This window comes from Pseudomonas sp. TE3911, assembly GCF_054062775.1.
The window spans coordinates 1,409,592-1,434,141 of sequence record NZ_JBSSFP010000001.1; the positions used below are offsets into that span (position 1 = coordinate 1,409,592).

At 61.6% G+C, this 24,550-nt stretch carries 24 protein-coding genes; 14 read left to right on the forward strand and 10 right to left on the reverse strand.

Annotation, left to right across the window (positions count from 1 at the left end):
• Positions 1-257: 257 nt before the first annotated feature.
• Entirely contained in the window at positions 258-1,583 is a 1,326-nt protein-coding gene (locus ACVWXD_RS06530) for an MFS transporter (protein WP_032889872.1), read from the forward strand.
• Positions 1,584-1,691: 108 nt separating this feature from the next.
• Positions 1,692-2,399, forward strand: a complete 708-nt coding sequence (locus ACVWXD_RS06535; RefSeq protein ID WP_032889871.1) for a YebC/PmpR family DNA-binding transcriptional regulator — start codon at positions 1,692-1,694, stop codon at positions 2,397-2,399.
• Between the two features lie 96 nt (positions 2,400-2,495).
• Here ACVWXD_RS06535 and ACVWXD_RS06540 read toward each other — a convergent pair whose 3' ends face one another.
• The gene (locus ACVWXD_RS06540) at positions 2,496-3,797 is read right to left on the reverse strand and encodes a protein kinase (protein WP_457370798.1); all 1,302 of its coding nucleotides are present in this window, start codon (positions 3,795-3,797) and stop codon (positions 2,496-2,498) included.
• Positions 3,798-3,836: 39 nt separating this feature from the next.
• Positions 3,837-4,931, reverse strand: coding sequence for a cell division protein ZapE (zapE, locus tag ACVWXD_RS06545; RefSeq protein ID WP_457370799.1), 1,095 nt, complete (start codon positions 4,929-4,931; stop codon positions 3,837-3,839).
• 214 nt (positions 4,932-5,145) lie between these two features.
• On the opposite strand from zapE, the gene ACVWXD_RS06550 reads away from it, so the two are divergent.
• From ACVWXD_RS06550 to ACVWXD_RS06580, 7 genes are all read left to right on the forward strand, one after another.
• Positions 5,146-5,646, forward strand: coding sequence for a Csu type fimbrial protein (locus ACVWXD_RS06550; RefSeq protein ID WP_032889867.1), 501 nt, complete (start codon positions 5,146-5,148; stop codon positions 5,644-5,646).
• Positions 5,640-6,182: a Csu type fimbrial protein gene (locus tag ACVWXD_RS06555; protein WP_122680612.1), complete on the forward strand. Its 543-nt coding sequence runs from the start codon at positions 5,640-5,642 to the stop codon at positions 6,180-6,182. Before ACVWXD_RS06550 ends, ACVWXD_RS06555 begins: the two co-directional genes overlap by 7 nt.
• An 18-nt stretch (positions 6,183-6,200) precedes the next feature.
• On the forward strand, positions 6,201-6,743 hold the full coding sequence (locus ACVWXD_RS06560; protein ID WP_032889863.1) for a Csu type fimbrial protein: 543 nt from the start codon (positions 6,201-6,203) through the stop codon (positions 6,741-6,743).
• Positions 6,743-7,234, forward strand: a complete 492-nt coding sequence (locus ACVWXD_RS06565) for a Csu type fimbrial protein (RefSeq protein ID WP_122765508.1) — start codon at positions 6,743-6,745, stop codon at positions 7,232-7,234. Before ACVWXD_RS06560 ends, ACVWXD_RS06565 begins: the two co-directional genes overlap by 1 nt.
• 26 nt (positions 7,235-7,260) lie before the next feature.
• Entirely contained in the window at positions 7,261-8,049 is a 789-nt protein-coding gene (locus ACVWXD_RS06570) for a fimbrial biogenesis chaperone (protein WP_095184396.1), read from the forward strand.
• Between the two features lie 71 nt (positions 8,050-8,120).
• Positions 8,121-10,466, forward strand: a complete 2,346-nt coding sequence (locus ACVWXD_RS06575; protein ID WP_095184397.1) for a fimbria/pilus outer membrane usher protein — start codon at positions 8,121-8,123, stop codon at positions 10,464-10,466.
• On the forward strand, positions 10,457-11,434 hold the full coding sequence (locus tag ACVWXD_RS06580; protein ID WP_457370800.1) for a Csu type fimbrial protein: 978 nt from the start codon (positions 10,457-10,459) through the stop codon (positions 11,432-11,434). The genes ACVWXD_RS06575 and ACVWXD_RS06580 overlap by 10 nt, the downstream gene beginning before the upstream one ends.
• Here ACVWXD_RS06580 and ACVWXD_RS06585 read toward each other — a convergent pair.
• Entirely contained in the window at positions 11,431-12,168 is a 738-nt protein-coding gene (locus ACVWXD_RS06585) for an anti-sigma factor family protein (protein ID WP_457370801.1), read from the reverse strand. The genes ACVWXD_RS06580 and ACVWXD_RS06585 overlap by 4 nt on opposite strands.
• Positions 12,165-12,671 carry a sigma-70 family RNA polymerase sigma factor gene (locus tag ACVWXD_RS06590; RefSeq protein WP_032889850.1) on the reverse strand — a complete coding sequence of 169 codons (507 nt, stop codon included), beginning with the start codon at positions 12,669-12,671 and terminating at the stop codon, positions 12,165-12,167. Before ACVWXD_RS06590 ends, ACVWXD_RS06585 begins: the two co-directional genes overlap by 4 nt.
• A gap of 169 nt (positions 12,672-12,840) precedes the next feature.
• On the opposite strand from ACVWXD_RS06590, the gene ACVWXD_RS06595 reads away from it, so the two are divergent.
• Positions 12,841-13,923 carry a catalase family peroxidase gene (locus ACVWXD_RS06595; protein WP_457370802.1) on the forward strand — a complete coding sequence of 361 codons (1,083 nt, stop codon included), beginning with the start codon at positions 12,841-12,843 and terminating at the stop codon, positions 13,921-13,923.
• Positions 13,920-14,459, forward strand: a complete 540-nt coding sequence (locus tag ACVWXD_RS06600; protein WP_032889846.1) for a cytochrome b — start codon at positions 13,920-13,922, stop codon at positions 14,457-14,459. Before ACVWXD_RS06595 ends, ACVWXD_RS06600 begins: the two co-directional genes overlap by 4 nt.
• Before the next feature lie 21 nt (positions 14,460-14,480).
• Here ACVWXD_RS06600 and ACVWXD_RS06605 read toward each other — a convergent pair whose 3' ends face one another.
• A complete protein-coding gene (locus ACVWXD_RS06605) occupies positions 14,481-15,632 on the reverse strand; it encodes a M14 family metallopeptidase (protein ID WP_032889844.1) in 1,152 nt (383 codons plus the stop codon).
• A gap of 98 nt (positions 15,633-15,730) precedes the next feature.
• On the opposite strand from ACVWXD_RS06605, the gene ACVWXD_RS06610 reads away from it, so the two are divergent.
• Positions 15,731-15,943, forward strand: coding sequence for a hypothetical protein (locus ACVWXD_RS06610; protein ID WP_179178769.1), 213 nt, complete (start codon positions 15,731-15,733; stop codon positions 15,941-15,943).
• Between the two features lie 151 nt (positions 15,944-16,094).
• Here the strand turns inward: ACVWXD_RS06610 and ACVWXD_RS06615 are convergent, their stop codons facing one another.
• Positions 16,095-16,445 (reverse strand): DUF6124 family protein, encoded by a 351-nt coding sequence (locus ACVWXD_RS06615; protein ID WP_032889839.1) that lies wholly within the window; start codon positions 16,443-16,445, stop codon positions 16,095-16,097.
• A 131-nt stretch (positions 16,446-16,576) separates the two neighbouring features.
• Between ACVWXD_RS06615 and ACVWXD_RS06620 the strand changes: the two genes are divergently transcribed.
• Entirely contained in the window at positions 16,577-17,212 is a 636-nt protein-coding gene (locus tag ACVWXD_RS06620) for a LexA family protein (RefSeq protein WP_095184402.1), read from the forward strand.
• Here ACVWXD_RS06620 and ACVWXD_RS06625 read toward each other — a convergent pair.
• From ACVWXD_RS06625 to ACVWXD_RS06640, 4 genes are read right to left on the reverse strand one after another with little or no spacing between them, the layout of a single operon-like run.
• The gene (locus ACVWXD_RS06625) at positions 17,209-19,134 is read right to left on the reverse strand and encodes an acetyl/propionyl/methylcrotonyl-CoA carboxylase subunit alpha (RefSeq protein WP_181643835.1); all 1,926 of its coding nucleotides are present in this window, start codon (positions 19,132-19,134) and stop codon (positions 17,209-17,211) included. The genes ACVWXD_RS06620 and ACVWXD_RS06625 overlap by 4 nt on opposite strands.
• Positions 19,131-19,937: a gamma-carboxygeranoyl-CoA hydratase gene (locus ACVWXD_RS06630; RefSeq protein ID WP_099600981.1), complete on the reverse strand. Its 807-nt coding sequence runs from the start codon at positions 19,935-19,937 to the stop codon at positions 19,131-19,133. The genes ACVWXD_RS06625 and ACVWXD_RS06630 overlap by 4 nt, the downstream gene beginning before the upstream one ends.
• 14 nt (positions 19,938-19,951) lie before the next feature.
• On the reverse strand, positions 19,952-21,559 hold the full coding sequence (locus tag ACVWXD_RS06635; protein ID WP_095184404.1) for a carboxyl transferase domain-containing protein: 1,608 nt from the start codon (positions 21,557-21,559) through the stop codon (positions 19,952-19,954).
• Positions 21,560-21,570: 11 nt separating this feature from the next.
• Positions 21,571-22,734: an isovaleryl-CoA dehydrogenase gene (locus ACVWXD_RS06640; RefSeq protein WP_032889830.1), complete on the reverse strand. Its 1,164-nt coding sequence runs from the start codon at positions 22,732-22,734 to the stop codon at positions 21,571-21,573.
• Between the two features lie 151 nt (positions 22,735-22,885).
• Between ACVWXD_RS06640 and ACVWXD_RS06645 the strand changes: the two genes are divergently transcribed.
• Positions 22,886-24,520 carry an AMP-binding protein gene (locus ACVWXD_RS06645; protein WP_122765500.1) on the forward strand — a complete coding sequence of 545 codons (1,635 nt, stop codon included), beginning with the start codon at positions 22,886-22,888 and terminating at the stop codon, positions 24,518-24,520.
• Positions 24,521-24,550 lie beyond the last annotated feature (30 nt).

Sequence of the window (24,550 nt, forward strand, 5' to 3'; positions counted from 1 at the left end):
GCAAATCCTCTTACAAGCTGAGCTTATATTTGAAATACGATAAATCGATTTTACCTATTAGTCAGCCATTGCTTTGATATGTCTCAACCACTGTAGGTTGAGTCCTACAACCTCCGGTGGTCATGGGCTCTGGGACACCGGACTCATCTGACCAATACCGCGCCATCCACGGCTCGGCATTGCAGTGCTTAACCATAAAAACAACAGGCATTTGCTTCTCGATTCTGCCGGCACACTCACCTGAGGTCAGAACCACCATGAATATCCCTATGGGTAGCATCAAGCGTTGGCGCGTGCAGATTTTCGCCATCACCTGGCTGGCGTACGCCGCGTTCTATTTCACTCGCAAAGCGTTTTCCGTGGCCAAGCTGGGGATCGTCGACGACCCGAGTTTCCCCCTCGACAAAATGATGATGGCCAACCTGGATGGCATTTACCTGGCGGCCTATGCCGTCGGACAGTTCACCTGGGGCATGCTGGCTGACCGCTTCGGGCCGCGTGTCGTTGTGCTCGGCGGGTTACTGATTTCTGCCGCTGCGGCGCTGGTGATGGGCACGTTTGCCACCTTGCCGATCTTTATAAGTTGCATGCTGATCCAGGGCTTGGCGCAGTCCACCGGCTGGTCTGGACTGTGCAAGAACCTCGGCAGTTTCTTCCCGGCGCAGCAGCGCGGGCGGGTGCTGGGGTTATGGAGTTCGTGCTACGCCTTCGGTGGCCTGGTGGCGTCGCCCTTTGCCGGGTGGTGGGCCTACACCCTGATCGGCAGCTGGCATGCGGCGTTTATCTCCAGTGCGGCGGTGGTAGCGTTTGTGGCGGTGCTGTTCTTTCTCTTCCAGCGCAACACGCCGCAGGACGTGGACTTGCCGGCCGTGGAACCGGAGCCGCTGTTGAGCGCCGAGGAGGCCGCCGCCGAGAAGCGCATCAGCGTGCTGGAACCGCTGCGGGCCATCTTGCGTAACCGCACCGTCTTGACCCTGGGGCTGGCGTATTTCCTGTTGAAACCGGCGCGCTACGCGATCCTGTTGTGGGGCCCGGTGATCGTGTATGAGCAAATGCCCTCGGTCGGCAAGGTCGGCGCGGCCATCGTGCCGACGGCGTTCGAACTGGCCGGTTTGCTGGGGCCAGTGCTGATCGGGCTGGCGTCCGACAAACTCTTCGGCGCCCGACGCATGCCGGCCTGCGTGCTCAGCCTGCTGGCCCTGACCGTGGCCTTGGCGCTCTTCATGGGCGCGCTGCACACCGGCAGCGTGCTGCTGGTGATGGCGTTGTTGTTTGTGATGGGCCTGACCCTCTACGGGCCGGACTCAATGATCAGCAGCACCGCCGCCATCGACTTCGGCACCGCCAAGGCGGGGGCGACAGCCGCAGGCTTTGTGAACGGTTGCGGTTCGGTGGGGGCGATCCTCGGCGGGTTGCTGCCGGGCTACTTCGATACGGTGACGGTGTTTATCGTGTTTGCCGGTGCCGCGCTCTTTTCCTCGCTGGTGCTGATGCCCTACTGGAACGCCAGGCCGGCCGTGCTGGCCCAGGTCGGGGATTTCGTGCCGGACCGCGGTCTTGCGATCAAACCCTTGCGAACCTGAGGGGGATGGCCGGTTTTTGGTGGATCAGAGCGTTTTTGCCCTATAAACTCTGCCCCCAAAGCGCCGGCCAGTAGACGTTTCGGCGCGATGTATAGAAGAGAGTGAGTCATGGGCGCACAGTGGAAAGTCAAACATAAAGAAGCGGCATCCAATGCCAAGGGCAAGATCTTTGGCAAGCTGGTGAAAGAAATCACCATCGCCGCCCGCAATGGCGCCGACACCGCGACCAACGCTCACCTGCGTCTGGTGGTGGAGCAGGCCAAGAAGGCCTCGATGCCCAAGGAAACACTGGAACGCGCGATCAAGAAGGGCGCCGGTCTGCTCGGTGAAACTGTGCAATACCACCGCGTGACCTACGAAGGTTTCGCCCCGCACCAGGTGCCGCTGATCGTTGAGTGCGTAACCGACAACATCAACCGCACCGTGGCGGAAATCCGCGTGGCGTTCCGCAAGGGTCAGTTGGGTGCTTCGGGCTCGGTAGCCTGGGACTTCAACCATGTCGGCCTGATCGAAGCGTCGCCGGATACCCCGGACGCGGATCCGGAAATGGCTGCGATTGAAGCCGGTGCACAGGACTTTGAAGACGGCGAAGAAGAGGGCGCGACCCTGTTCATCACCGAAACCACCGACTTGGACGCAGTGCAGAAAGCGTTGCCCGAGCAGGGTTTCACCGTGCTATCGGCCAAGCTGGGCTACATCTCGAAAAATCCGGTCAGCGGTTTGACGGATGAGCAGATGGCTGAAGTCGAAGCCTTCCTCGAAGGTTTGGACAACCATGATGACGTGCAGGATATGTTCGTGGGCCTGGCGGGCTGATTGAATTTATAGCTGTACAACTGTGGGAGGGGGCTTGCTCCCGATAGCGGTGGGTCTGACCCACTGCAATCGGGAGCAAGCCCCCTCCCACATGGTTTAAGAGTGTTGGATAGATGCCAGCAAGGCGTTGATTTCTTCGAAGCTCGGTCGCGCCAACACATCCGGCTGACAGCACATTTTTTGGAGTTCCAAGAGTTCACCGCTCAACCCCGTTTCAACCCGCTCCAACAATTCCCCCAGCAACACCCCGAACGCCCGCACTTCAAGTCGCTGTAACGCCCGTGTTTCCAAGGTATCCGTCGTGGCATGGAACGACGCTGCGCCAAAATCCCCTAGCAGGCAATCGCCCACTTCATTCCACAGAATATTGTGGCCGTACAGGTCGCCATGGGTGATGCCGTGCCTGTGCAAATGAGCGGCCACCGAGGCGATACCCTGGGCCATGCGCAAGGCCACATTGGCACTGAAACGGGCAGTCGGCTCGTAGATGTCGCGGGTGCACGAAGCCAGGCTCGGCAGGGCGGCGAGGTTGCGGTAACTGGGGTCAATCAGGTCCATCACCAGTGCGGCCTGGTGATCGGGATGGCCGACTATACGGCCCTCGACCTTGATCAGATTGGGATGCAGCCCGGCGGCGATGCAGGCCTGCATTTCGTGCAGCGGCGAGCCATCGCTGGTGATGGTGCCTTTATAGAGTTTGACTGCCACCGGCTTGGCCTGCGGTTTCCATAGGGCCTTGCGGATCACCCCCGAGGCGCCTTCGCCCAGCACTTCGGCCAATTCCAGCTCTGTCCACGGGATGTCCGGCGTTGCGTCGTCTGCCGCCACATCCACTGCCATTTCCACCGGGTTTCCGGCATAGGCCAACCAGGTCAGGCTTGGCAGGGCTAACAGCCATTGCGGCAGGTGGGTAAAGCGGTTGGACGCGATGCGAAGCAATTCGAGGTTGTGACAGTTGGCCAGGCTTTCCGGCAGCGCCGCGAGCTGGTTCCCGGCAAGCATCAGTTTTTGCAGCAGCGGCCGCTCGCCCAACGCGTCGGGCAACTGGCTGATGCGATTGTCGGTGAGGATCAGCCAGCGCAACAGCGGCGGTAAAGCGGCGGCGGGAACGTGGCTGATCTGGTTGGCCTTGAAGCCGATCATGCTCAACTTGGCGCACTGCCCCAGGCATTCCGGCAGCTCAGTAAAAGCGTTATCCGAGCAGAAGAGCACGCGAAGGTGCGGCAGGCGGTGCAGGTCGTCGGGCAGGCGGCTCAGGGCGTTACCGCTGAGGTTGAGGATCTCCAGGGAGTCGGCCAGCCCGAAGATTTCTTCTGGGAATTCGGTGAGCCCGCAGGACAGGTCCAGGCGCGTAACGCCGGCCAATTGGCCAGCCTTGAGTTGGGCGAGGGTATTCATGAACGGCGCGGTCACTCGGCAAGGGGGCGTAAATGGCGCTCATGATACCGGGTCGGGCACCGGTTGCGGGCTGGCGTGTTGCAGTTGATTCAGGCGGCTGGCGGTGCGCGCCAAGTCGATGGCCTGACCGCTCATCGCCTGTGCCAGCGGTTGTTCGCCGATCAGGATCAGGTGCTTGTCTTTGTCGTAGAGCACGTCCACCAGGTTGATAAAGCGCTGCTGCACAGCGATCGGGCACTCGGCCAAGTGGGGCAGGCCGTCGATGATCCAGTGATCGAAATCCTCGCACAGCAGCAGGTAGTCCATCACGGCTGTCAGCTGTTCGCAGAGGTCGCTGAAGGTAAACGCGATGGTACGAGCGTGATGCTGGCGGCAGATCAATTGTCGGTTGCCCACCGTCAGGTGCTGCGCCGGGCCATCGGTGACCGGCAGGCCGAGCGCCGCACGCTGGGTCGGTGTGCCCGGCCACACGTATTGCCCGGTGGTAAAGCGCTGCACGGAATGAGCCTGGGGCAGGCTGCGAAAATCCTTGGGCGAGCTGACTTCCAGCACCTCCATGCGCGTGGCGATCAAGTCGATCACCGGTTTGAACCGCTCGTGGTACAGCGGGTTGGGTAACAGGCCTTCGGGCGCATAGTTGGAGGTGACCAGTACCAGTACGCCGCGCTGGAACAACGCCTTGAACAGCCGGGTAATCAGCATGGCATCGCCGATATCGTGCACGTGGAACTCGTCGAAACACAGCACACGGCAGCCGTCGAGCAGTTCGTCCAGGGTGACGGCCAGGGCATCCTCGGCCTTCTGGTGGGCGAACATGCCCCGGTGCAACTGGGCGAAAAAATCATGGAAGTGCACGCGCTGCTTTTCGGCGATGGGCAGCGCCTGGAAGAAACCGTCCAGCAGCCAGCTTTTGCCGCGACCTACCGGGCCGTGCAGGTACAGGCTGCGGGTGGGTTGGCCAGCGAGCAGGCGCTGGGTCGCGCGCGCCATGGCGGCGATTGCCTGGGCCTGGCCGTCGCTGAGGGTATAGCCCTGTTGCCGGGCCTTGTTCTCAAAGAACGTCTGGATGGGCGAGTCGTCGTGGCCGTCGGTGTGTTTACCGAGCAAGCGACGGATTAAAGGAAGCACGGCCAATGGGATTCACTCTGTGTGTCGAGGTCGCTTACTTTAGGTCGCTCGGGGCGATTTGACCAATACAGAAGGGCGCGGCCAGCTATCTCTAAACGGCATGGAGCACAGGTAATCCTGTCCACACTGGCAGATTTTTTCTCAGTGACTACCCTTCTACATGGCAGTCACCCCTGTATAAGGATTTGGGGCAGTGAAGGGACGAGCAGTATTGACAGTCATGGGCGCGATGCTCTGCAGCACGGTTTACGCGGCGCAACTGCAAGTTGTGGTGCGCATCGATGTGCAACGGGGCTGTCAGTTGGTGGGCACCACCCGCAGCGCTGGCATCGAGCAACTTGGCGTATTGGATTTTGGCAGCGGCCCGCGTCTGGATGACCCGGCCGGGCCGTTGAGTGCGGCGCTGATCAGCCAGCGCCAGCCGCGCCTGGAATGTAACCCCGACACCCCGTACCAGATGCGCGTCGATGGCGGCCTGAACGGTGGTACCGGCGAAGTACGTTACCTGAGCACGGGCATCCCCTCCGGCAAACCCATTCCTTATCGCATTTATGCCGACGCCGCGCGGCGTGTTCCGTTGCCAGTGAATGTCCCGCTCAGCGGCCGTGTGCCGGACTCTGGCTCCGTCGATCTGCCGCTGTATGGTCGTATCGAACCGCTCAAGGACATCCCGGCCGTCGGCCGTTACACCGACCTGCTCAAGGTAACGGTCACATGGTGAACCGTGGCTGGACCCTGCTGGCCATGGGTGGCCTGTTGCTGCTGGCTGAAGACGCCCGCGCGGCGGTGGCCAGCGGGTTTATCCAGGCGCGCATGGTGATCACCGCCAGTTGCGAAGTGAGCAAGGGCAACGACACAGCGCCGGTCAGCCCGACGGGCGGCACCGCCATGCTGGACTTCGGCAGCCAGGGACCTACGTGGAGCAACCCCTTGGGGGCGAACATCTCAGACGGCAGTAACGCGCCGCTGACAGTCTCGTGCAACCCGACGGTCGCCAGCTTCACCGTGACCATCGACGGCGGCACCAATGCCGTCGGCACCACCCGGCGCCTGAGCAACGGCCGCCAGACTATCCCTTATCAACTGATGGCCGACCCGCGGGGGCGTATCCCTTACACCATCGGCCAGCAACGCAGTTTTGTAGCCGCTAATGGCACGCAAATGACCATCCCGGTGTGGGGCGCCGTGGTGGCCAATACCACGGCCCTCCCTGCAGGAACCTATACCGACACATTGACGGTGACACTGGATTGGTAAATCAAAAGGATGACGATCATGCATGCACTTGTATCTCGACTCGGCGTTTGTGCACTGGGTCTGGCGATGGCCTCCAGCCTGAATGCGGCCACCACGGTGACCGGCCAGATCACCTCCAGCCTGACACTGATTGCCAGTTGCCAGGTCAACGGTTCCGGAGCGGCTACTGGTCTCAACTTCGGTAGCTTGAACTTCGGCACCACCAACAGCCTGTTTACCAATGCTGACGCCCAACTGCTGGGCGGTACCGGTACTGGTGGCGCGCTCTCGATCCTGTGCTCCAGTGGCACCACGCCAGCAGTGAAAGTGCGTGCCGGTGCCCATGATGGTGCTTCTCCGGGAGGCACCCGTGCACTGGCCGACGGCGCGGGTAACTTCGTGCCTTACGACTTCTACACCGACAGCGGCCATTCGGCGCTGCTGGCGATTGACGGCGTGATCACCCTCGCGACCAGCACCGGTGTGGCGCAAACCGTGAACCTTTATGGTCGGGCAGTGGGCAAGGCCGGGCTGCCGGCGGGCACGTACTCGGACACCGTGGCCGTTGAACTGACGTTCTAATGCGCTGGCTTCGCGCATTGCTGGCCTGTGGGCTGGTGGTGCCGCTGCCGTTGTCGGCGGTGACCAGCCAGAGTTTTCAGGTGAGCGCGACGATTACGCCGGGCTGCCTGATCGTCGGCGGCGGCGCCAACTACGGTGCGCTGAACTACGGCGGTTACTCGGCCCTGGCCACCAGCACCGTGACCGCGGCGCTGACCGGCGGCGTGACCCTGCAATGCACGCCGGGGGTGGCGTTAAGCATGAGTGTCGACGGCGGCCTGCATAACAGCAGCGGGCGCAACCTGCAACTCAACAGCGGCAGTGCGCGAGTGGCTTATCAGCTGTTTCGGGACGCGGCGTTCAGCCAGAGCCTGGGGATCAGCCAGAGCGTCAGCGTGGCGTACAGCGACGCAAACAACATCAGTCTGCCGATCTATGGGCGGGTGGTTTTACCGGGCAATCAGCCTGGGGGGACCTACAGCGACACGCTGCAGGTGCAGCTGACGTGGTAGGGCTTATCGGTAAAAGGAGTGGTTTTATGCGTTCACCTTCCCGGCGGCTGTGGGCCGCAGGTATTGCCTTGGGGGCGTTGTGCACGACGGGGCTGGTGCAGGCCGCCAGTTCGGTGCTGATCTGGCCTATCGATCCGGTGCTGGAAGCTGATCAACAGGCCAGCGCGCTGTGGCTGGAGAACCGCGGAACGGAAACCGCGAGCCTGCAGATTCGCGTATTTGCCTGGAGCCAGAGTGGCTTTGACGAGCAGTACCAGAACCAGCGCGATGTGATCGGCAGCCCACCGGTGGCCAGGATCGAACCGGGTCAAAAGCAACTGGTACGCCTGACCCGCACCCGTGAAGTGCCGCCGGGCCAGGAGTTGGCCTACCGCATCATCATTGATGAAATTCCCTCGCCATTGCAGGTGCCCACGCCGCCGGAAGGCAAGAATACGGCGGCGGCGATTCGTTTCCAGATGCGCTACTCGGTGCCGTTATTCGCCTACGGCGCGGGGCTGTGGAGCAAGGAGGACGCCACGCGTCAGCGTGACCCGGCGGGCGCGGGCAAACCGGACCTGAGTTGGCACAAGGTCACCGTCGCGGGGCGCAATTACATCGAGGTGCGTAACCAGGGCGCTGTGCATGCACGACTGACGGACGCGTCGTTCAAGCAGAGCGGACAGACGCGGCCGCTGGTGGAGGGCTTGTTGGGTTATGTGCTGCCCGGCGCGACGATGCGCTGGCCGGTGCCGGATGCTGTGTCGGCTGATCAGCCGTTGCAGGTTCGCGTCAATGGTGCGGCGCAGTTGGAGAGCCTGGCGCCGAAGCGTTGAAGGCAGTGTAACGGGGCGGGGAAGCTCCGGGTTTTAAGCAGATGGAGATGTCCATTGAAGGACACAACGCCATGGTGAGTCGTGGTCGGGCTCGTCATCTATGGCTGTCGGTGGTGGTCAGCGGGCTGTGGGGCGTGGCAGTGGCTGGCGACCTGCCGCCGCCGCCGAGCAGCATGGAGGCTGTCGCCGATGCACAGTTATTTCTGGAGTTGGTGGTCAACCAGATGGACACCGGCCGCGTCGTTGCAGTCGATCAACGTGCCGGGCAACTCTATGTGCCGGCCGGCGCGCTGCAGGACGTGGGCATGAAATTGCCCGGTGAACTCAGCGGCAGCGTGGCCCTGGACGCAATCCCCGGCCTGCACAGCGATTACGACAGCAACGGCCAGCGCCTGCTGATCGACGTGCCGCCGTCGTGGTTGCAGGAGCAGTTCATCGGCAACCGCGACACCTACCCGCGTACCCAGGCCATGAGCAGCTTTGGCGCTTTGCTCAACTACGACCTGTACTTCAACGACACCGATGAAGGCGGCAGCTACCTCGCGGCTTGGAATGAAGTGCGGCTGTTCGACAACTGGGGCACCTTGTCCAACACCGGGCAGTATCGCCAGACCCTGGCCGGCGGTATCAACGACAGCACCCTCAATAATGGTTACCGGCGCTACGACACCACCTGGCGTTTCTCGGATGATGAGCGCTTGCTCACCTACGAGGCCGGCGACGTGATCAGCGGTTCGCTGCCCTGGAGCAGCTCGGTACGCTTGGGCGGGGTGCAGTTGTCGCGCGATTTTGCGGTGCGCCCCGATCTGGTTACTTATCCCTTGCCGCAATTTGCGGGCGAGGCGGCAGTGCCGTCGTCGGTGGATCTGTTCATCAACGGCTACAAATCCGAAAGCGCGCTGCTGCAACCGGGCCCCTACACCCTGACCAATATCCCGTTTATCAACGGCGCGGGTGAAGCGGTGGTCGTCACCACCGACGCCCTGGGTCGCCAAGTGTCGACCACGGTGCCGTTCTACGTCACCAGTACGCTGTTGCAACAAGGCCTGACGGATTTTTCGGTGGCGGCCGGCACGTTGCGCCGCGACTACACCGTGCGCGACTTCTCCTATGGATCAGGGGTGACCAGTGCCACGTTGCGTTATGGCTACTCCGACAACCTCACTCTGGAAAGCCACGCCGAAGCCACCAGCGATCTGACCCTCGGCGGGCTGGGCGCCAATGTGCGCCTGGGCAATTTTGGCGTGCTCAACACTGCCCTCAGTCAAAGCCAGTTTGAAGGCCGCAACGGCCAGCAACTGAGCCTGGGTTATCAGTACAACAGCACCCGTTACAGCCTGTCCTACCAACGGGTAGAACGGCGCGCCGATTACGCCGATCTGACCCTGGTCGACACGCCCTATGCCAGCCTCAGCAAGCGCAGCGAACAGGTGACCCTGAGCCTCAATCTGCAGCGTTTTGGCAGCCTGGGCCTTGGGTATTTCGACGTGCAGGCAGCGGACGATTCCCGCACGCGGCTGCTCAACCTGAGCTGGAGCAAGCCGTTGTGGCGCAACACCAGTTTCTACCTGTCGGCCAACCGCGAGATCGGCGATAGCAATTGGGCCATGCAGGCACAACTGGTAATCCCGTTCGACCTCAACGGCAGCCTGGCGTTGAGCACCGAGCGCGGAAAGGACGGCACCCGTCGCCAGCGCGTCAACTACAGCAGTGCGGTGCCCAGCCAAGGTGGGTTCGGCTACAACCTGGGGTATGCCCAAGGCGATGCACCCAGCTATCGACAAGCTGACTTGACCTGGCGTTTGCAGTCGGTGCAATTGCAGGCCGGCGTGTACGGCAGCAGCGATGCCGAGACGCGCTGGGCGGATGCCAGTGGCTCTCTGGTGTGGATGGGCGGCGACACCTTTGCTGCCAACCGCATCAACGATGCATTTGTGGTGGTGAGTACCCAGGGGTTTGCCGGGATTCCGGTGCGCTACGAAAACCAGTTGGTGGGAGAGACCGATCGCAATGGGCATTTGCTGGTGCCATGGAGCAGTGCGTATTACCGGGGCAAGTATGAAATCGATCCGCTGAACCTGCCGCTCAATGTGCAGAGCCCTAACGTGGAACAACGAGTTTCGGTGCGCCGTGGCGCGGGTTATCTGCTTGAGTTCCCGCTGCGGCGAGTGCTCGCTGCGAGCGTTACCCTGGTGGACAGTCAGCATCAGGAATTACCCCTGGGCAGTTTGGTGGTCCATGAGCAAAGCGGCCAGCAGGCGGTGGTGGGCTGGGATGGTCTGGTGTACCTGGAGAACCTGTCGGCCCACAACACCTTGCAGGTGACGTTGGGACAAGGGCGAACCTGCCAGGCGACCTTTGATATCGATGAGCAGCAACAAGGCGTGCCGCTGATCGGGCCGTTGGTGTGCCAGTGAGAGGCAGGGCATGGTTGCTGCTCGGGCTGCTGCAGGCGGGCCCGGCGATTGCGGCGTGCTCGGTGGTCACCACCGCGCCGGCCAGCTTCGGCTCGATCAGTTCAATGACGGTGCGCACTGCCGCGCAGACCAGTTCCACGGCCAACGCCGGTTTGAGTTGCACGTCGGCGCTGATTTCGCTGTTGGTGTCGTCGGACCACTTCTACGCCACCGTTACGTCGGCCCAGAGTGGCATGGTCGGGCCGACCGGTGACGTGATCGGTTACACCCTTTACGGCAACAACAGCAGCAGCTATCCGATTACCCGAGGCACGCAATTCGATTTTGGTGGATCCGGGGGGATTGCCCAGGCGTTGGGGCTGATCGCAGGGCCAGGGACGAAAACCGTGCCGCTGTACCTGAGCAGTATCACGGGCAGCAATGTGGCAGCGGGGCTATATACCGAGACGTTGAACATTGCCTGGAACTGGAACTATTGCTCGGGGATCGGCATCGGCGGCGTCTGCCTGGGACGGGACATTGGTAATGCCGTCGCGACCCTGACGGTCAGCATGATCGTCACCAACGACTGTCAGATCACCGCGCCCAATATCAGCTTTGGCAGTGCTCCGGTGATCAGTGGGTTCACTGCCGTGACCGGACAAACCATCAACATCGCCTGCACCAAGGGCAGTGCCTACACCGTGGGCCTGAGCGACGGCCAGAATCCGCTGAGTGCGGGTGGGCGGCGGCGCATGATTTCAGGCAGCAATTACCTGGCCTACGACATTTTCAAAAGCGCCGGCACCACGCGGTGGGGCAGTGTTGGCGCAGCGCGGCGGGCCAGTTCCACGGCTGAGGTCAACCCCGGCAATGGCTTGGGCACCGGCAGCCAGGTGTTCAACTACAACGCGAAAATCTACAGCGACCAGACCACCCCACCCGCTGGCACCTATCTCGACAATATAGTGCTGGACGTGGGGTTCTAGAACGGCTGAAGGGAGGGGGGCGGCTGATCCGTCGGGCTGACCACCGCATAGTTGTAGCCGCCGCCGGACCAGTATTGCGCTTGTAACCCATCTGCCGTGCGCTGGCCGCGGGGCAGGAAACCGTTGTCCGGGCCCGGTGGGCGAATGTAGAAACTGATGCGCCGACCCTGGGGATCTTCGTACAGCACCATGGCGGCGGCGCCTTGGTCGGTGGCGAGCAATCGACCGCTGACCGGCTTGAAGCCCGACTGACTCAAGTCCGGCAGGCGGTGGGCCTGGTTGAAGTAGCGGTCGAGCCACGCCTGCATGGTGCCGCTGTCCTGGCCGTTGTAGTCGGCGGGCATGATGCCTTCCTGGGCAAACAGGCGGAACGCTTGCATCGCGTCGGCCATCGGCAACATCGGTGCTTGTGTGGCTTCACGGGCGTGCCAGCCGCCGAGGCCGCCCAGGCTGACGGCAATCAGCAATACCGCCGCCGTGGCGAAGTGGCGGCGCGATTGATGCTTGATGCGTTGGCGAATCAGCGCCGGGTCCAGTGCCGGGTTGGGCGGCTGTTGCAGGGCGCCGCTCAAGGACGCGCGCAGCAGTTGCGCGTCCTGTTGCCAGGCCTGGACCCGGGCCGCGACGTCGGGATGGGCCGCCAAATAGGTGTCGAGCACACGGCGATCACTCTCCAGGAGCTGGTGGTCGACGTAGGCATGCAGGTCGCGTTCGCTGGGGGGCAGGCTGATCATTTGAGTATCCGCAGGGAAGGGCTGGCAATTTCGCCATCGCTGAGTTGACGCAAGGCTTGGCGTGCCCGGGACAGGCGCGACATCACGGTGCCCACTGGCACGTCGAGGATGTCGGCGACGTCCTTGTAGCTCAAACCTTCGACCGACACCCATAACAGCAGGGCGCGCTGTTCGGTGTTGAGTTGATCGAAGGCTTGCAGGGTCGACTGGGCGATCACGGTGCGCTCCACCGACGGCTGCGCGTCATCGCGGCCGGTAAAAAACTCCAGCATGCGTGCATAGCGCCGGGTGCGGCGGTGGGCGTCGAGGAACTGCCGATAGAGGATCGAAAACAGCCACGCGCGCAGATCGCCCTCAACGCGTTTGTCGGCCCAGCGGGTAATCGCCCGTTCCAGGGTGGACTGCACCAGGTCATCGGCGCTGCTGGCGTTACGGGTCAAGGACACGGCAAAACGCCGCAGCCTGGGGATGAGTTCACGTAACTGTTCGTCGAGTTCATGCATGGGTGTCTGGCTGGTCACTACGCTGGGACTAGAGAGACGTCCGGCGTTAAGGGTTATTCCAGGCTAGGAAAAATAAATCCACGGCCAGGGAATAGAGCAGATCGGCATTCGTCTCAATGCTCCGACCTTAAGTTTCACCCCCTAAGGCCTCTGGCCCTGGAGTTTGTTCATGGTAGATCACTCATCACCGCCCCGTCCTGCGTTGAGCACTGCGAGCCTGATTGCGCGACTCGCCGGTATTGGGGCCATAGTTGCTGTCGTTGCCGGGGCATTTGCCTACGTCAACGGCACGCTCGACCCACAGCGGCTGCGGCCGAAAACCTTGGTCAATGCCCTGGAAACGAATAACGGCGTGCACCCTGGTTTTCGCCGTAACCATGCCAAGGGCGTGTGTGTGGCCGGGTATTTCGAGAGCAGTCCCGAAGCCCGTGCGTACTCCAGTGCCCAGGTGTTCAGCGAGGCCAAGACGCCCCTGGTCGGCCGGTTTGCGTTGCCCAGTGGTAACCCATATGCACCGGACAGCAGTGTGCCGATCCGCAGCTTTGCCGTGCAGTTCAACCAATCCAACGGCCAGCAATGGCGCACGGGTATGAACAGCATGCCGGTGTTCCCGGTAGGCACGCCCGAGGCGTTCTACCAGATGCTCAAAGCGGGTGCGCCCGATCCGGCCACCGGCAAGCCGAACCCGGCGAATATGCCGGCGTTTTTCGCCGCGCATCCCGAGACGGCGCCGTTTTTGGCGTGGGTCAAGACCGCCAAGCCATCGGCCAGTTACGCCACCGAAACCTATAACGGCATCAACGCGTTTTACCTGGTGAGCGCCGATGGCAAGCGCCAGGCCGTGCGCTGGGGCGTGGTGCCGCAGAGCCAGGACGCGGCGGGGGATACTGCGCCGGCCGGTGCTGACTTCCTTGAGAAAGACTTGGCGCAGCGCCTGGCGTCAGGGCCATTGCGTTGGCAGTTGAACATCACCCTGGGCAACCCCGGCGACCCACTCGACGATGCGAGTAAGACCTGGACCGGCGAGCACAAAGTGTTGAACGCCGGCACCCTGGTGCTGCAAAGCAGCCAACCTCAGGCCGACGGTGATTGCCGCGACATCAACTTTGACCCGCTGATTCTGCCCAGCGGCATCGAAGCCTCAAATGATCCGCTGCTGGCCGCCCGCTCGGCGGCGTATGCCAGTTCGTACCTGCGCCGTGCCGGTGAAGTCGGCCCGTTGCACAGTGCCCCTCAGGAGTCGAAACCATGAATGCCCACCCTCGGTTTTTTGCGCCCCTGGCACGTCTGCTGCACTGGTTGATGGCGCTGATGGTCATCGCCATGTTGTTTATCGGCGCGGGGCTGGCGGCGTCGGTGTCGGAGCGGCATGAGTGGTTGATCCACCTGCACAAGCCGCTGGGGATTGCGATCCTGGCGTTGGTGATCGTGCGATTGGTGGTGCGTTTTTCCACCCGTCAGCCGCCGTTACCGTCTGACTTACCGCAGTGGCAAGTGCTGGCGGCCAAGGCATCCCATCTGGTGCTGTATGGGTTGATGCTGGTATTGCCGCTGCTGGGCTGGGCGATGATCTCGGCGGCAGGTGATCCGGTAATGCTCAGCAGTTCGGTGCAGTTGCCGGCGCTCGTGGCGGCTAACGCGCCGCTGTTTGCGCTGCTGCGCAAGGCCCATGGGTATCTGGCTTACCTGCTGTTTTTCACGGTGCTGGTGCACTTGGCGGCGGCGTTGTTCCATGGACTGATTCGGCGTGACGGGGTGTTGCAGAGCATGACCGGCACCAGGGACTGATGCCGGCTGAGGGCAGGGGCGTTAGCGCAGGACCGTGACGATATCGGCCACGGTACTCAACACATCCTTGCCCAATTGCTTGGACCGCTCACCCGACCAACCGGTTTTCGGGTTGGGGGCGTCGTCGTTGTCCTTGAATGGCATTTCCAGGGTCAGGGACAGGCAGTCGTATTTTTCGCCGACTGCATTGCACGCCAGGGTCATATTGGCTTCGCCCGGCAAGTCGCGGGTGTAGCCATGTGTGGTCTGGAAGTCTCGGGTCAGCGCGCTCAAGTGGCGGCGGAAGTGTTTTTCCAGCGCTTCGATACGCGGGGTATAGCCCGGGTTGCCTTCGCAGGCGGCGGTGAACACGTAGGGGATTTCTTCGTCACCGTGGATATCGAGGAACAGGTCCACACCGTACTCTTCCATCTGTTGCTGCACGAACAGTACTTCTGGACTGATCTCCTGGCTGGCGCTTTGCCAGGCACGATTGAGGTCCTGCCCCATGGCGTTGGTGCGCAAGTGACCGTGGAAGGCACCGTCGGGGTTCATGTTCGGCACGAGGTACAGGTCGGCAACGGCCAGGAGTTTTTTCATCTCGGCATCGCCGTCCTGTTGCAGGCGCTCGATGATGCCTTCCATGAACCATTCGGCCATGTGTTCGCCGGGGTGCTGCTGGGCGATGATCCAGATGTTGCGACGGCCTTCGCCGCCTTTGCCACGGCGCAGCAGTTGGATATCGCGGCCTTCGACGCTTTTACCGGTCGCCAGCAGTTGAGTGCCGGCGTATTTCAGCGCCAGCTCTATCAGCCGATCATGGCGTTCACGGCTGTAGGGCTCAAAGTAGGCGAACCAGGCATGTTTCTCGCGGGTTTCGAGGCTGATGTGCAGGATCTCTCCGTCGAAGCGCGTTGGTACTCGGAACCAGTTGACGTGATCATAAGACGCGACAGCGTGGTAGCCGCTCCAGGCGTGCTTATACGAGGAGCCACCCGCGTTGCTCAGGCGAAAGGTGTGGGTGTGGCCCACGTGCATGCCTTCGGCCTTGAAGTGGAACCATTGGAAATGGTGGCTGCGGGTATCGGGTCGAATTGCCAGCAACAAATGGTATGCATCGCTGGCGTCGAGTACTTGGATATTGCCACTGTCGAAGTCGGTGCTGATCTTGATGGAAGTCAAGGCCACGGTCATAGTCTGGTTGCCTGAATATGAGTGTTGTGACGACTATATTACACAGGAGTCTGGTAAAGACTGGACGCAAAATTGTTGCGAGAAGGGGGGCGTCATCCGTGACGCTGCCGCAGCTTAAAATCTATGAGATTGATTCTCAAGCGCTATTTCGCAGAGATCTGAGCCAGAGCGCCCGACTGACTTTCTTTTGGCGATGGTCTTTTGCTACCATGCGCGCCATCGAGCAACACACAGTCTTCATTAGCCTGAAGCCACGCCAGGGAAACTGGCAAAAAAAAGACCCGGCCAAAGAGCCGGGTCAAAAACCGTGATTAGCCTGATGAGGAGATATTCCAAGAGTCCGACCTAAGGTCCCTTGGTTTATCGACTGATCTCGCGATCAGCTGAGCACAATAATAATCATTATCATTTGCAAGTCAAATGTTTTTATCCCTGTGATAGAAATATTTTCCTTCGCGCCTCTTACGCGTTCGTCTGAGCCTCCGATGCCTGCAGCGACCGCTCTATCATCGCCTTCGCCATATCAATCAAATACACCACTGAAAACGCCAGGTCGCGCTGATTGCCTTGATGGCTGCTCGCCGATTCATAGGCCGTAGCGGCGGCGCTGCGCAACAGCTCTGAGGCGTGCACCAGCGCTTCTTCCTGACTGATGCCCGGTTTGAGTGTGAAAAAACCTTCGTCCGGGACGGGTGCTGACATATTTTCTTTCAAGTAAAAGTCCAGCGCCCTCTGGGCAGCACCGCTGCTGCGCAGGTTGTAAACGTCGTCACTCTTGGTGGCTTCAGGCAGGAGATACGGGCTCGTTGTCATAAGGGGCGGTACTCTGTGTGGGTGTCGAAAACCTTGAGCCTGATAATAGTACGTATCGTATTTATGTCGTTTTATGGATTACTACAAACTGTTTATTGCCCTGAAAAATACCTGCCGTATTGTCTGGCGCCATGGATAACTGGATAGCGTTGGTCAAGGCCAACATGAAAGACCGCAAGGTCACACAGGGTGAGCTGGCTGAACGCTTGGGCATGTCCCAGGGCGGTGTGGGCCATTGGCTCAACAAGCGGCGCGTGCCGAGCCTGGCAGACATGAACCGGGTCCTGGAAGAGTTGGGGCTGGGCTACCTGGAAGTGGTGCAGGAGGTGCGTGAGAAAACCGACGAAGTCCCCATTCAGGCTAAACAGTACACACCGTATTTTCGCTACCCGGTCAGCGAGTGGAGGGGCCTGTGCGAAGTGCGCGAAGAGCGCCCCGCTTATGGCGCCGCGGGCTTCGAGCTGTCGGACTACCATGCCCACGGAGATGCCTTTTGGCTGCCCGTGACGGGGGACGCCATGACTGCGCTTAGTGGCCTGAGCATCGCTGCGGGCATGATGATTCTGGTGGATCCCGCAATCGCCGCACAACCCGGCAGGCTGGTGGTCGCCCAATGGGCAGACAGCCCCCAGGCGACCTTCCGCCAGTTGATGGAAGAGAGCGGCGAGCTCTACCTGGTGCCGCTCAACCCTACCTACCCGAAACGGCTGTTCACCAAGGATTGCCGCATCCTTGGCGTCGTCGTGCAGGCCACGGCGAAGTTCTAATCAGCGGTTTCGAGTTCCACCAGCGCGCAACCTTCGGCAACCATTTCGCCTTCCTGGCAGAACAGCGCCTTGACCACTCCGGCCTTGGGCGCGCGGATGCTGTGCTCCATCTTCATCGCTTCGAGCACCACCAATTGCGTACCGGCTTCAACCGCTTGGCCGACTTCCACCAGCACTCGCACAATGCTGCCGTTCATCGGCGCTGTAAGGCCACCTTGATGAGACTGGTTGGCCTCGACGGCGGCAATTGGGTCGAACAGGCTCACGCCATGCATCTCGCCATCCCAACGCAAGAACAGGGTGCCCTCGCGACGTACTGCCAGATGTGAATGACGCACGCCGTGATGGTCGATCAGCAGGCGCTCCCCGCACAGTCGCGGAACATCTTCGCCCACTGTCACTCGGCGATCCTGCCCATTACAGCTCAAGTGCAGGGAAACCTCGGCGGGTAGCCCGGCACGAAACCCACGGGTGTCCGCCCAAGGCCCTTCACCCGCCGGCAAGCTCTGCATAAACGCCGAACCCGCCGCCTGCCAGAACTCATCGCTCAACTCACCGGGCACGGGCAGCAACTCATCCTGATAACGCGGAATAAATCCGGTATCCAGTTCGGCCGCCGCAAATGCGGGATGGCCAATGATGCGCCGCAGGAAGCCCAGGTTGGTCTTGATCCCGCCGACGGCAAACTCATCGAGCATACCCAGCAATCGCAGACGTGCCTGCTCACGGTCCTCGCCCCAGGCAATCAACTTGCCGAGCATCGGGTCGTAGAACGGCGAAACGCTGTCCCCTTGCCCAACGCCGCTGTCCACCCGACGCCCCGGGCCCGACGCGGATTCGCGGTACAGCGCCAAGTGCCCAGTGGCGGGCAAGAAGTCATTGGCCGGGTCCTCGGCATACAAGCGCACTTCAATCGCATGGCCGATCAGTGGCACCTGTTCCTGGCTGATCGGCAGCGCTTCGCCCTGGGCGACACGAATCTGCCAAGCCACCAGATCCAGGCCGGTGATGGCCTCGGTCACCGGGTGTTCTACTTGCAGCCGCGTGTTCATTTCCATAAAGAAGAACTCGCCGCGCGCATCCAGCAAAAACTCCACGGTACCGGCGCCAACGTAGCCGATGGCCTGGGCGGCACGCACGGCGGCTTCGCCCATGGCTTTGCGCTGTTCAACACTCAGCCCCGGCGCTGGCGCTTCCTCGACGACCTTCTGGTGCCGACGCTGGATCGAGCAATCGCGTTCATTGAGGTAGAGGCAGTGCCCCTGTTGATCGGCAAATACCTGGATCTCCACATGGCGCGGCTTGAGCAGGTATTTCTCCACCAGCATCTGGCCGTTGCCAAACGACGACAGTGCTTCACGCTGGGCGGAGGCCAATGCTTCGGCGAGTTGGTCGACGTGCTCAACCACCTTCATGCCCTTGCCACCGCCGCCCGCTGTGGCTTTTAGCAGCACCGGATAACCAATACGTTCGCAGGCGGCGCGGAAGGTTTCCAGGTCTTGGGCTTCGCCGTGATAACCCGGCACCAACGGCACACCAGCGGTTTCCATCAGCGCCTTGGCGGCGGATTTGCTACCCATGGCGTCGATGGCCGAGGCGGGCGGGCCGAGGAAGATCAGGCCGGCGGCTTCAATCGCCCGGGCAAAACCGGCGTTTTCCGATAAAAAGCCGTAGCCCGGATGAATCCCTTGGGCACCGCTGGCGTGGGCGGCCGCGATGATCTTATCGATTTGCAGGTAACTTTCCGTGGCCTTGCTGCCGCCCAGGTCCACGCGAATATCCGCCTCGCGACTGTGCCGCGCATCGCGGTCGATGGCGCTGTGCACGGCCACGGTTGTCAGGCCCATTGCTTTGGCGGTGCGCATCACCCGGCAGGCAATCTCACCTCGGTTGGCTACCAGCAGGGTCGTCAGTGTACTCATGGGCGCGGCTCCTGGGATTGCCAGCTCGGTGACCTTTTTTGCAGGAACGCCCTCAATCCTTCCTGCCCCTCGGCACTGACGCGAATCCGTGCAATTGCGTTTTCGCAGTAGCGGCGCAGTGCTGGGGTGAGGGCGCCGTTGCCCACTTCACGCAGCAGATCTTTACTCGCGCGCATCGCTGCCGGGCTGTTTTGCAACAGGTTGGCAATCCACTGCTCGACCTGGGTATCCAGCTCACCGGCCGGGTAGCTTTCGGCCAGCAAACCGATGTCTCGCGCACGTTGGCCACCAAAGCGTTCGGCCGTCAGAGCATACCGGCGCGCCGCGCGTTCGCCGATGGCCTGCACCACGAACGGACTGATCACCGCCGGCGCCAGGCCAATGCGCACTTCCGACAGGCAGAACTGCGCGTCATCGGCGCCGATCGCCATGTCGCAGCAACTGATCAACCCGAGGGCGCCACCGTAGGCTGCGCCTTGCACCACGGCCAAGGTCGGGATCTTCAGCTTGGCCAGGTTGTACATCAGCTCTGCCAGTTCGCGGGCGTCGTCGAGGTTGGTGTGGTAATCCAACTCGGCCGACTGCTGCATCCAGGCCAGGTCCGCGCCGGCACTGAAGTGCTTGCCGCGCCCGCGCAGCACCAAAAAACGCAGGGATGGATCGCCTTGCACCTGGTCGAGAGCAATGATCAATTCGCGGATCATTTCGGCATTGAACGCGTTGTTCTTGGCTTCACGACTGAGCCACAGGGTGGCGAAGCCACGGCTGTCGGTGATCAGTTCGAGGGTGTTGAAATCGCTCATGGGTACAGCTCCGATTACATGCGGAACACGCCGAAGCGGCTCGGCTCGATAGGGGCGTTCAGGGAGGCGGACAGCGCAAGGGCGAGCACCTCGCGGGTCTGCTGCGGATCGATGACACCGTCGTCCCACAGGCGCGCGCTGGAGTAGTAGGGGTGGCCCTGGGTTTCGTACTGATCGAGGATCGGCTGCTTGATCGCGGCCTCTTCTTCAGCACTGAATGCATTGCCCGCACGCTCGGCCTGCTCACGCTTGACCTGCACCAACACGCCGGCGGCCTGCTCGGCGCCCATGACCCCGATGCGTGCGTTGGGCCACATCCACAAAAAACGCGGGTCGTAGGCGCGGCCGCACATGCCGTAGTTACCGGCGCCGAAACTGCCGCCGATGATCACCGTGAACTTCGGCACCTTGGCGCAGGCCACGGCGGTGACCAGCTTGGCGCCATGCTTGGCGATGCCGCCGGCTTCGTATTTCTGGCCTACCATAAAGCCGGTGATGTTCTGCAAAAACAGCAGTGGGATCCCGCGCTGGCAGGCCAATTCGATAAAGTGCGCGCCTTTTTGCGCCGCCTCGGCAAACAGAATCCCGTTGTTGGCCAGGATCGCAATCGGGTAGCCGTGCAAGTGCGCAAAACCGCACACCAGTGTTGTGCCGAACAGCGCCTTGAATTCATCGAACACCGAACCGTCCACCAACCGTGCGATCACTTCGCGCACATCGAATGGCTGCTTGGCATCCGCCGGGATCACGCCGTACAGCTCATCGCTGCTGTACAACGGCGCGACCGGCGCGCGTTGCACCAACTGGCCCTGCTTGCGCCAATTGAGGTTGGCCACACTGCGTCGGGCCAGGGCCAGGGCGTGTTCGTCGCTGTCGGCGTAGTGGTCGGCCACGCCGGATATCTTGCAGTGCACATCGGCCCCACCGAGGTCTTCAGCGCTGACCACTTCGCCCGTGGCGGCTTTCACCAGCGGTGGGCCGGCAAGGAAGATGGTGGCCTGCTGGCGCACCATGATCGCTTCGTCCGCCATGGCGGGGACATAGGCGCCACCGGCAGTGCACGAGCCCATCACTACCGCAATCTGTGGGATGCCTTGGGCGCTCATATTGGCTTGGTTGAAGAAGATCCGCCCGAAGTGCTCGCGGTCGGGGAATACTTCATCCTGGCGCGGCAGGTTGGCGCCGCCAGAGTCCACCAAGTAGATACACGGCAGGCGGTTCTGCTCGGCGATGGTCTGGGCGCGCAGGTGCTTTTTCACGGTCAGTGGGTAATACGAACCGCCTTTCACCGTTGCGTCGTTGGCGACGATCATGCATTCGACGCCTTCCACGCGACCGATCCCGGCGATTACCCCGGCTGCAGGCACGTCTTCGCCGTACACCTGATGGGCGGCCAATTGGCTGAGTTCAAGGAACGGCGAGCCCGGATCGAGCAGGCGATTGATGCGCTCACGGGGCAGCAATTTGCCACGTGAGGTGTGCCGCTCCTGCGCCTTGGCGCCGCCGCCTTGTTGCACATGGGCGAGCAAGGTGTGCAGGGCGTCGACCTGTTGGCGCATCGCCGCGCTGTTGACGGCAAACTCCGCCGAACGCGGGTTGAGTTGAGTGTGCAAGGTGGCCATGGGACGCTCCTTCAGCGAGTTTCGTTGAAGAGTTCACGACCGATCAGCATCCGCCGAATCTCACTGGTGCCGGCGCCGATTTCATACAGTTTGGCGTCGCGCAGCAGGCGGCCGGCGGGGAATTCATTGATGTAGCCGTTGCCGCCGAGAATCTGGATCGCGTCCAGGGCCATTTGGGTGGCGCGTTCGGCGCTGTAGAGGATCACCCCGGCGGCGTCCTTGCGCGTGGTTTCGCCGCGCTCGCAGGCCTGGGCCACGGCGTAGAGGTAGGCGCGGCTGGCGTTGAGTTGGGTGTACATGTCGGCGACCTTGCCCTGGATCAGCTGGAATTCGCCGATGCTCTGGCCGAACTGCTTGCGGTCGTGGATGTAGGGAACGATCAGGTCCATGCAGGCCTGCATGATCCCCGTAGGGCCCCCGGACAGCACCACACGCTCGTAATCGAGGCCGCTCATCAGTACTTTTACGCCGCCGTTGAGCACCCCGAGGATGTTTTCCTCGGGCACTTCGACGTCATCGAAAAACAATTCGCAGGTGTTGGAGCCGCGCATACCCAGCTTGTCGAATTTGCTGCTGCGGCTGAAGCCCTTCCAGTCGCGCTCGACGATAAACGCAGTGATGCCGTGAGGGCCTTTTTCCAGGTCGGTCTTGGCATAGATCACGTAGGTGTTGGCGTCGGGACCATTGGTGATCCAAGTCTTGCTGCCGTTGAGCACGTAGCGGTCGCCGCGCTTGTCGGCGCGCAGTTTCATAGAGACCACATCGGACCCGGCGTTCGGCTCGCTCATGGCCAGAGCGCCGACGTGTTCGCCACTGATCAATTGGGGCAGGTATTTGAGTTTCTGTTCGTGATTACCGTTGCGGTTGATCTGGTTCACGCACAGGTTCGAGTGTGCGCCGTAGGACAGCGCTACAGACGCCGAACCACGGCTGATCTCCTCCATGGCCACCACATGGGCCAGGTAACCCAGGCCGGCGCCGCCGTATTCTTCGGCCACGGTAATGCCCAGCAGGCCCATGTCACCGAACTTGCGCCACAGGTCGGCGGGGAACAGGTTGTCACTGTCGATCTGAGCCGCGCGAGGCGCGATCTCCTTGGCCACGAAGGACTGCACCTGGTCGCGCAGCATGTCGATGGTTTCACCGAGGGCGAAGTTCAGGGACGGGTAACTCATGGACAGGCACCTTAAATATCAGCGTTGTTGTTGTATGGAGGGCTCATCAGAGGAGGGCGCTCACCTTTACGTTAACGTAAGCTTGCGTTGTGGTGCTGTCAATCGTAGTTTACGTTTACGTCAACCTACAAAAAAGACAACAGGGGTCGTTATGGATCAACCGCAGCCGAGCTATAGCCGTGGCGCTCAGGACAAGGCCTTGTTGGCCATGACCATTGGCCAGGCCTTCGATCGCACCGTCGCGCAATACCCTCAGGGCGAAGCGCTGGTAGTGCTTCATCAGCAACGTCGTTATACCTGGCAGCAATTGGCCGAGACGGTTGAACTGCATGCCCGCGCGTTCCTCGCATTGGGCATGCAGACCGGCGATCGCCTGGGCATCTGGGCGCCCAATTGCGCGGAGTGGTGCATCAGCCAGATCGCCAGCGCCAAGCTCGGAGTGATCCTGGTCAACATCAACCCCGCGTATCGCAGCAGCGAGCTTGCCTACGTGCTCAAGCAATCCGGCTGCCAATGGCTGGTGTGTGCCGGTTCGTTCAAGACCTCCGATTACCACGCTATGTTGCAGGAACTGAACCCCGACCTGCGCGGCCTGATCAGCCTTCACCCCGAGCCGCCCGCGGGGTTTATGCCTTGGTCGCAACTGGCGAACCTCGGCGCCGGCGTTGCGCCCGAGCAACTTCACGCGCGCCAGGCCAGCCTGCACTTCGATCAACCGGTCAACATTCAATACACCTCCGGCACCACCGGTTTCCCCAAAGGCGCCACCCTCAGTCATCACAACATACTCAATAATGGTTACATGGTCGGCGAAAGCCTGGGCCTCACCGCGCAGGATCGTCTGGTGATCCCGGTGCCGCTGTACCACTGTTTCGGCATGGTGATGGGCAACCTGGGCTGCATCACTCACGGCACCACCATGATCTACCCCAATGATGGCTTTGACCCGCTGCTGACCCTCACCGCCGTCGCCGAAGAGCGCGCCACCGGCTTGTATGGCGTGCCCACCATGTTCATCGCCATGCTCGATCATCCGGGCCGCGCCGACTTTGACCTGTCCACCCTGCGCACCGGCATCATGGCCGGCGCCACGTGCCCCATTGAAGTGATGCGCCGGGTCATCAGCGAACTGCACATGGGCGAAGTACAGATTGCCTACGGCATGACCGAAACCAGCCCGGTGTCGCTGCAGACCGGCGCCAATGACGACCTGGAACGCCGCGTGACCACTGTCGGTCGCACCCAGCCGCAACTTGAAAACAAGATCATCGACGAGGCGGGCAACACCGTTGCACGCGGCCAGATCGGCGAACTGTGCACCCGTGGCTACAGCGTGATGCTCGGCTACTGGAACAACCCCGAAGGCACCCGAGAGGCCATTGACGACGCCGGTTGGATGCACACCGGCGACCTGGCCAGCATGGATGAACACGGTTACGTGTGCATTGCCGGGCGCAACAAGGACATGATCATTCGCGGCGGCGAAAACGTGTACCCACGGGAGCTGGAAGAGTTCTTCTTCACCCACCCGGCAGTGGCTGACGTGCAGATCATCGGCATTCCCGATGCGCGCTACGGCGAAGAAATTGTCGCCTGGATCAAGTTCCACCCTGGCCATGTGGCCAATGCGCTGGAGTTGCAGGCGTGGTGCAAGGACCGCATAGCGCACTTCAAGACGCCTCGGCATTTCAAGTTTGTGGAGGAGTTCCCGATGACGGTGACGGGTAAGATCCAGAAGTTCAGGATGCGCGAAATCAGTCTCCAGGAGCTGCAGGGCGACGCCTGAAACGCGGTGCATGGCTACCGCTTCGGTATG

Bases quoted from the DNA above. Each gene is read 5' to 3' on its own strand.
- ACVWXD_RS06555 (WP_122680612.1), top strand. From the start codon at position 5,640: ATGGTGAACCGTGGCTGGACCCTGCTGGCCATGGGTGGCCTGTTGCTG.
- ACVWXD_RS06530 (WP_032889872.1), top strand. From the start codon at position 258: ATGAATATCCCTATGGGTAGCATCAAGCGTTGGCGCGTGCAGATTTTC.
- ACVWXD_RS06560 (WP_032889863.1), top strand. From the start codon at position 6,201: ATGCATGCACTTGTATCTCGACTCGGCGTTTGTGCACTGGGTCTGGCG.
- ACVWXD_RS06540 (WP_457370798.1), bottom strand. From the start codon at position 3,797: ATGAATACCCTCGCCCAACTCAAGGCTGGCCAATTGGCCGGCGTTACG.
- ACVWXD_RS06645 (WP_122765500.1), top strand. From the start codon at position 22,886: ATGGATCAACCGCAGCCGAGCTATAGCCGTGGCGCTCAGGACAAGGCC.
- ACVWXD_RS06640 (WP_032889830.1), bottom strand. From the start codon at position 22,734: ATGAGTTACCCGTCCCTGAACTTCGCCCTCGGTGAAACCATCGACATG.
- ACVWXD_RS06575 (WP_095184397.1), top strand. From the start codon at position 8,121: ATGGTGAGTCGTGGTCGGGCTCGTCATCTATGGCTGTCGGTGGTGGTC.
- ACVWXD_RS06565 (WP_122765508.1), top strand. From the start codon at position 6,743: ATGCGCTGGCTTCGCGCATTGCTGGCCTGTGGGCTGGTGGTGCCGCTG.
- ACVWXD_RS06630 (WP_099600981.1), bottom strand. From the start codon at position 19,937: ATGAGCGATTTCAACACCCTCGAACTGATCACCGACAGCCGTGGCTTC.
- ACVWXD_RS06620 (WP_095184402.1), top strand. From the start codon at position 16,577: ATGGATAACTGGATAGCGTTGGTCAAGGCCAACATGAAAGACCGCAAG.
- ACVWXD_RS06625 (WP_181643835.1), bottom strand. From the start codon at position 19,134: ATGAGTACACTGACGACCCTGCTGGTAGCCAACCGAGGTGAGATTGCC.
- ACVWXD_RS06600 (WP_032889846.1), top strand. From the start codon at position 13,920: ATGAATGCCCACCCTCGGTTTTTTGCGCCCCTGGCACGTCTGCTGCAC.
- ACVWXD_RS06550 (WP_032889867.1), top strand. From the start codon at position 5,146: ATGGGCGCGATGCTCTGCAGCACGGTTTACGCGGCGCAACTGCAAGTT.
- ACVWXD_RS06570 (WP_095184396.1), top strand. From the start codon at position 7,261: ATGCGTTCACCTTCCCGGCGGCTGTGGGCCGCAGGTATTGCCTTGGGG.
- ACVWXD_RS06535 (WP_032889871.1), top strand. From the start codon at position 1,692: ATGGGCGCACAGTGGAAAGTCAAACATAAAGAAGCGGCATCCAATGCC.
- ACVWXD_RS06605 (WP_032889844.1), bottom strand. From the start codon at position 15,632: ATGACCGTGGCCTTGACTTCCATCAAGATCAGCACCGACTTCGACAGT.
- ACVWXD_RS06590 (WP_032889850.1), bottom strand. From the start codon at position 12,671: ATGCATGAACTCGACGAACAGTTACGTGAACTCATCCCCAGGCTGCGG.
- ACVWXD_RS06615 (WP_032889839.1), bottom strand. From the start codon at position 16,445: ATGACAACGAGCCCGTATCTCCTGCCTGAAGCCACCAAGAGTGACGAC.
- ACVWXD_RS06595 (WP_457370802.1), top strand. From the start codon at position 12,841: ATGGTAGATCACTCATCACCGCCCCGTCCTGCGTTGAGCACTGCGAGC.
- ACVWXD_RS06585 (WP_457370801.1), bottom strand. From the start codon at position 12,168: ATGATCAGCCTGCCCCCCAGCGAACGCGACCTGCATGCCTACGTCGAC.
- ACVWXD_RS06635 (WP_095184404.1), bottom strand. From the start codon at position 21,559: ATGGCCACCTTGCACACTCAACTCAACCCGCGTTCGGCGGAGTTTGCC.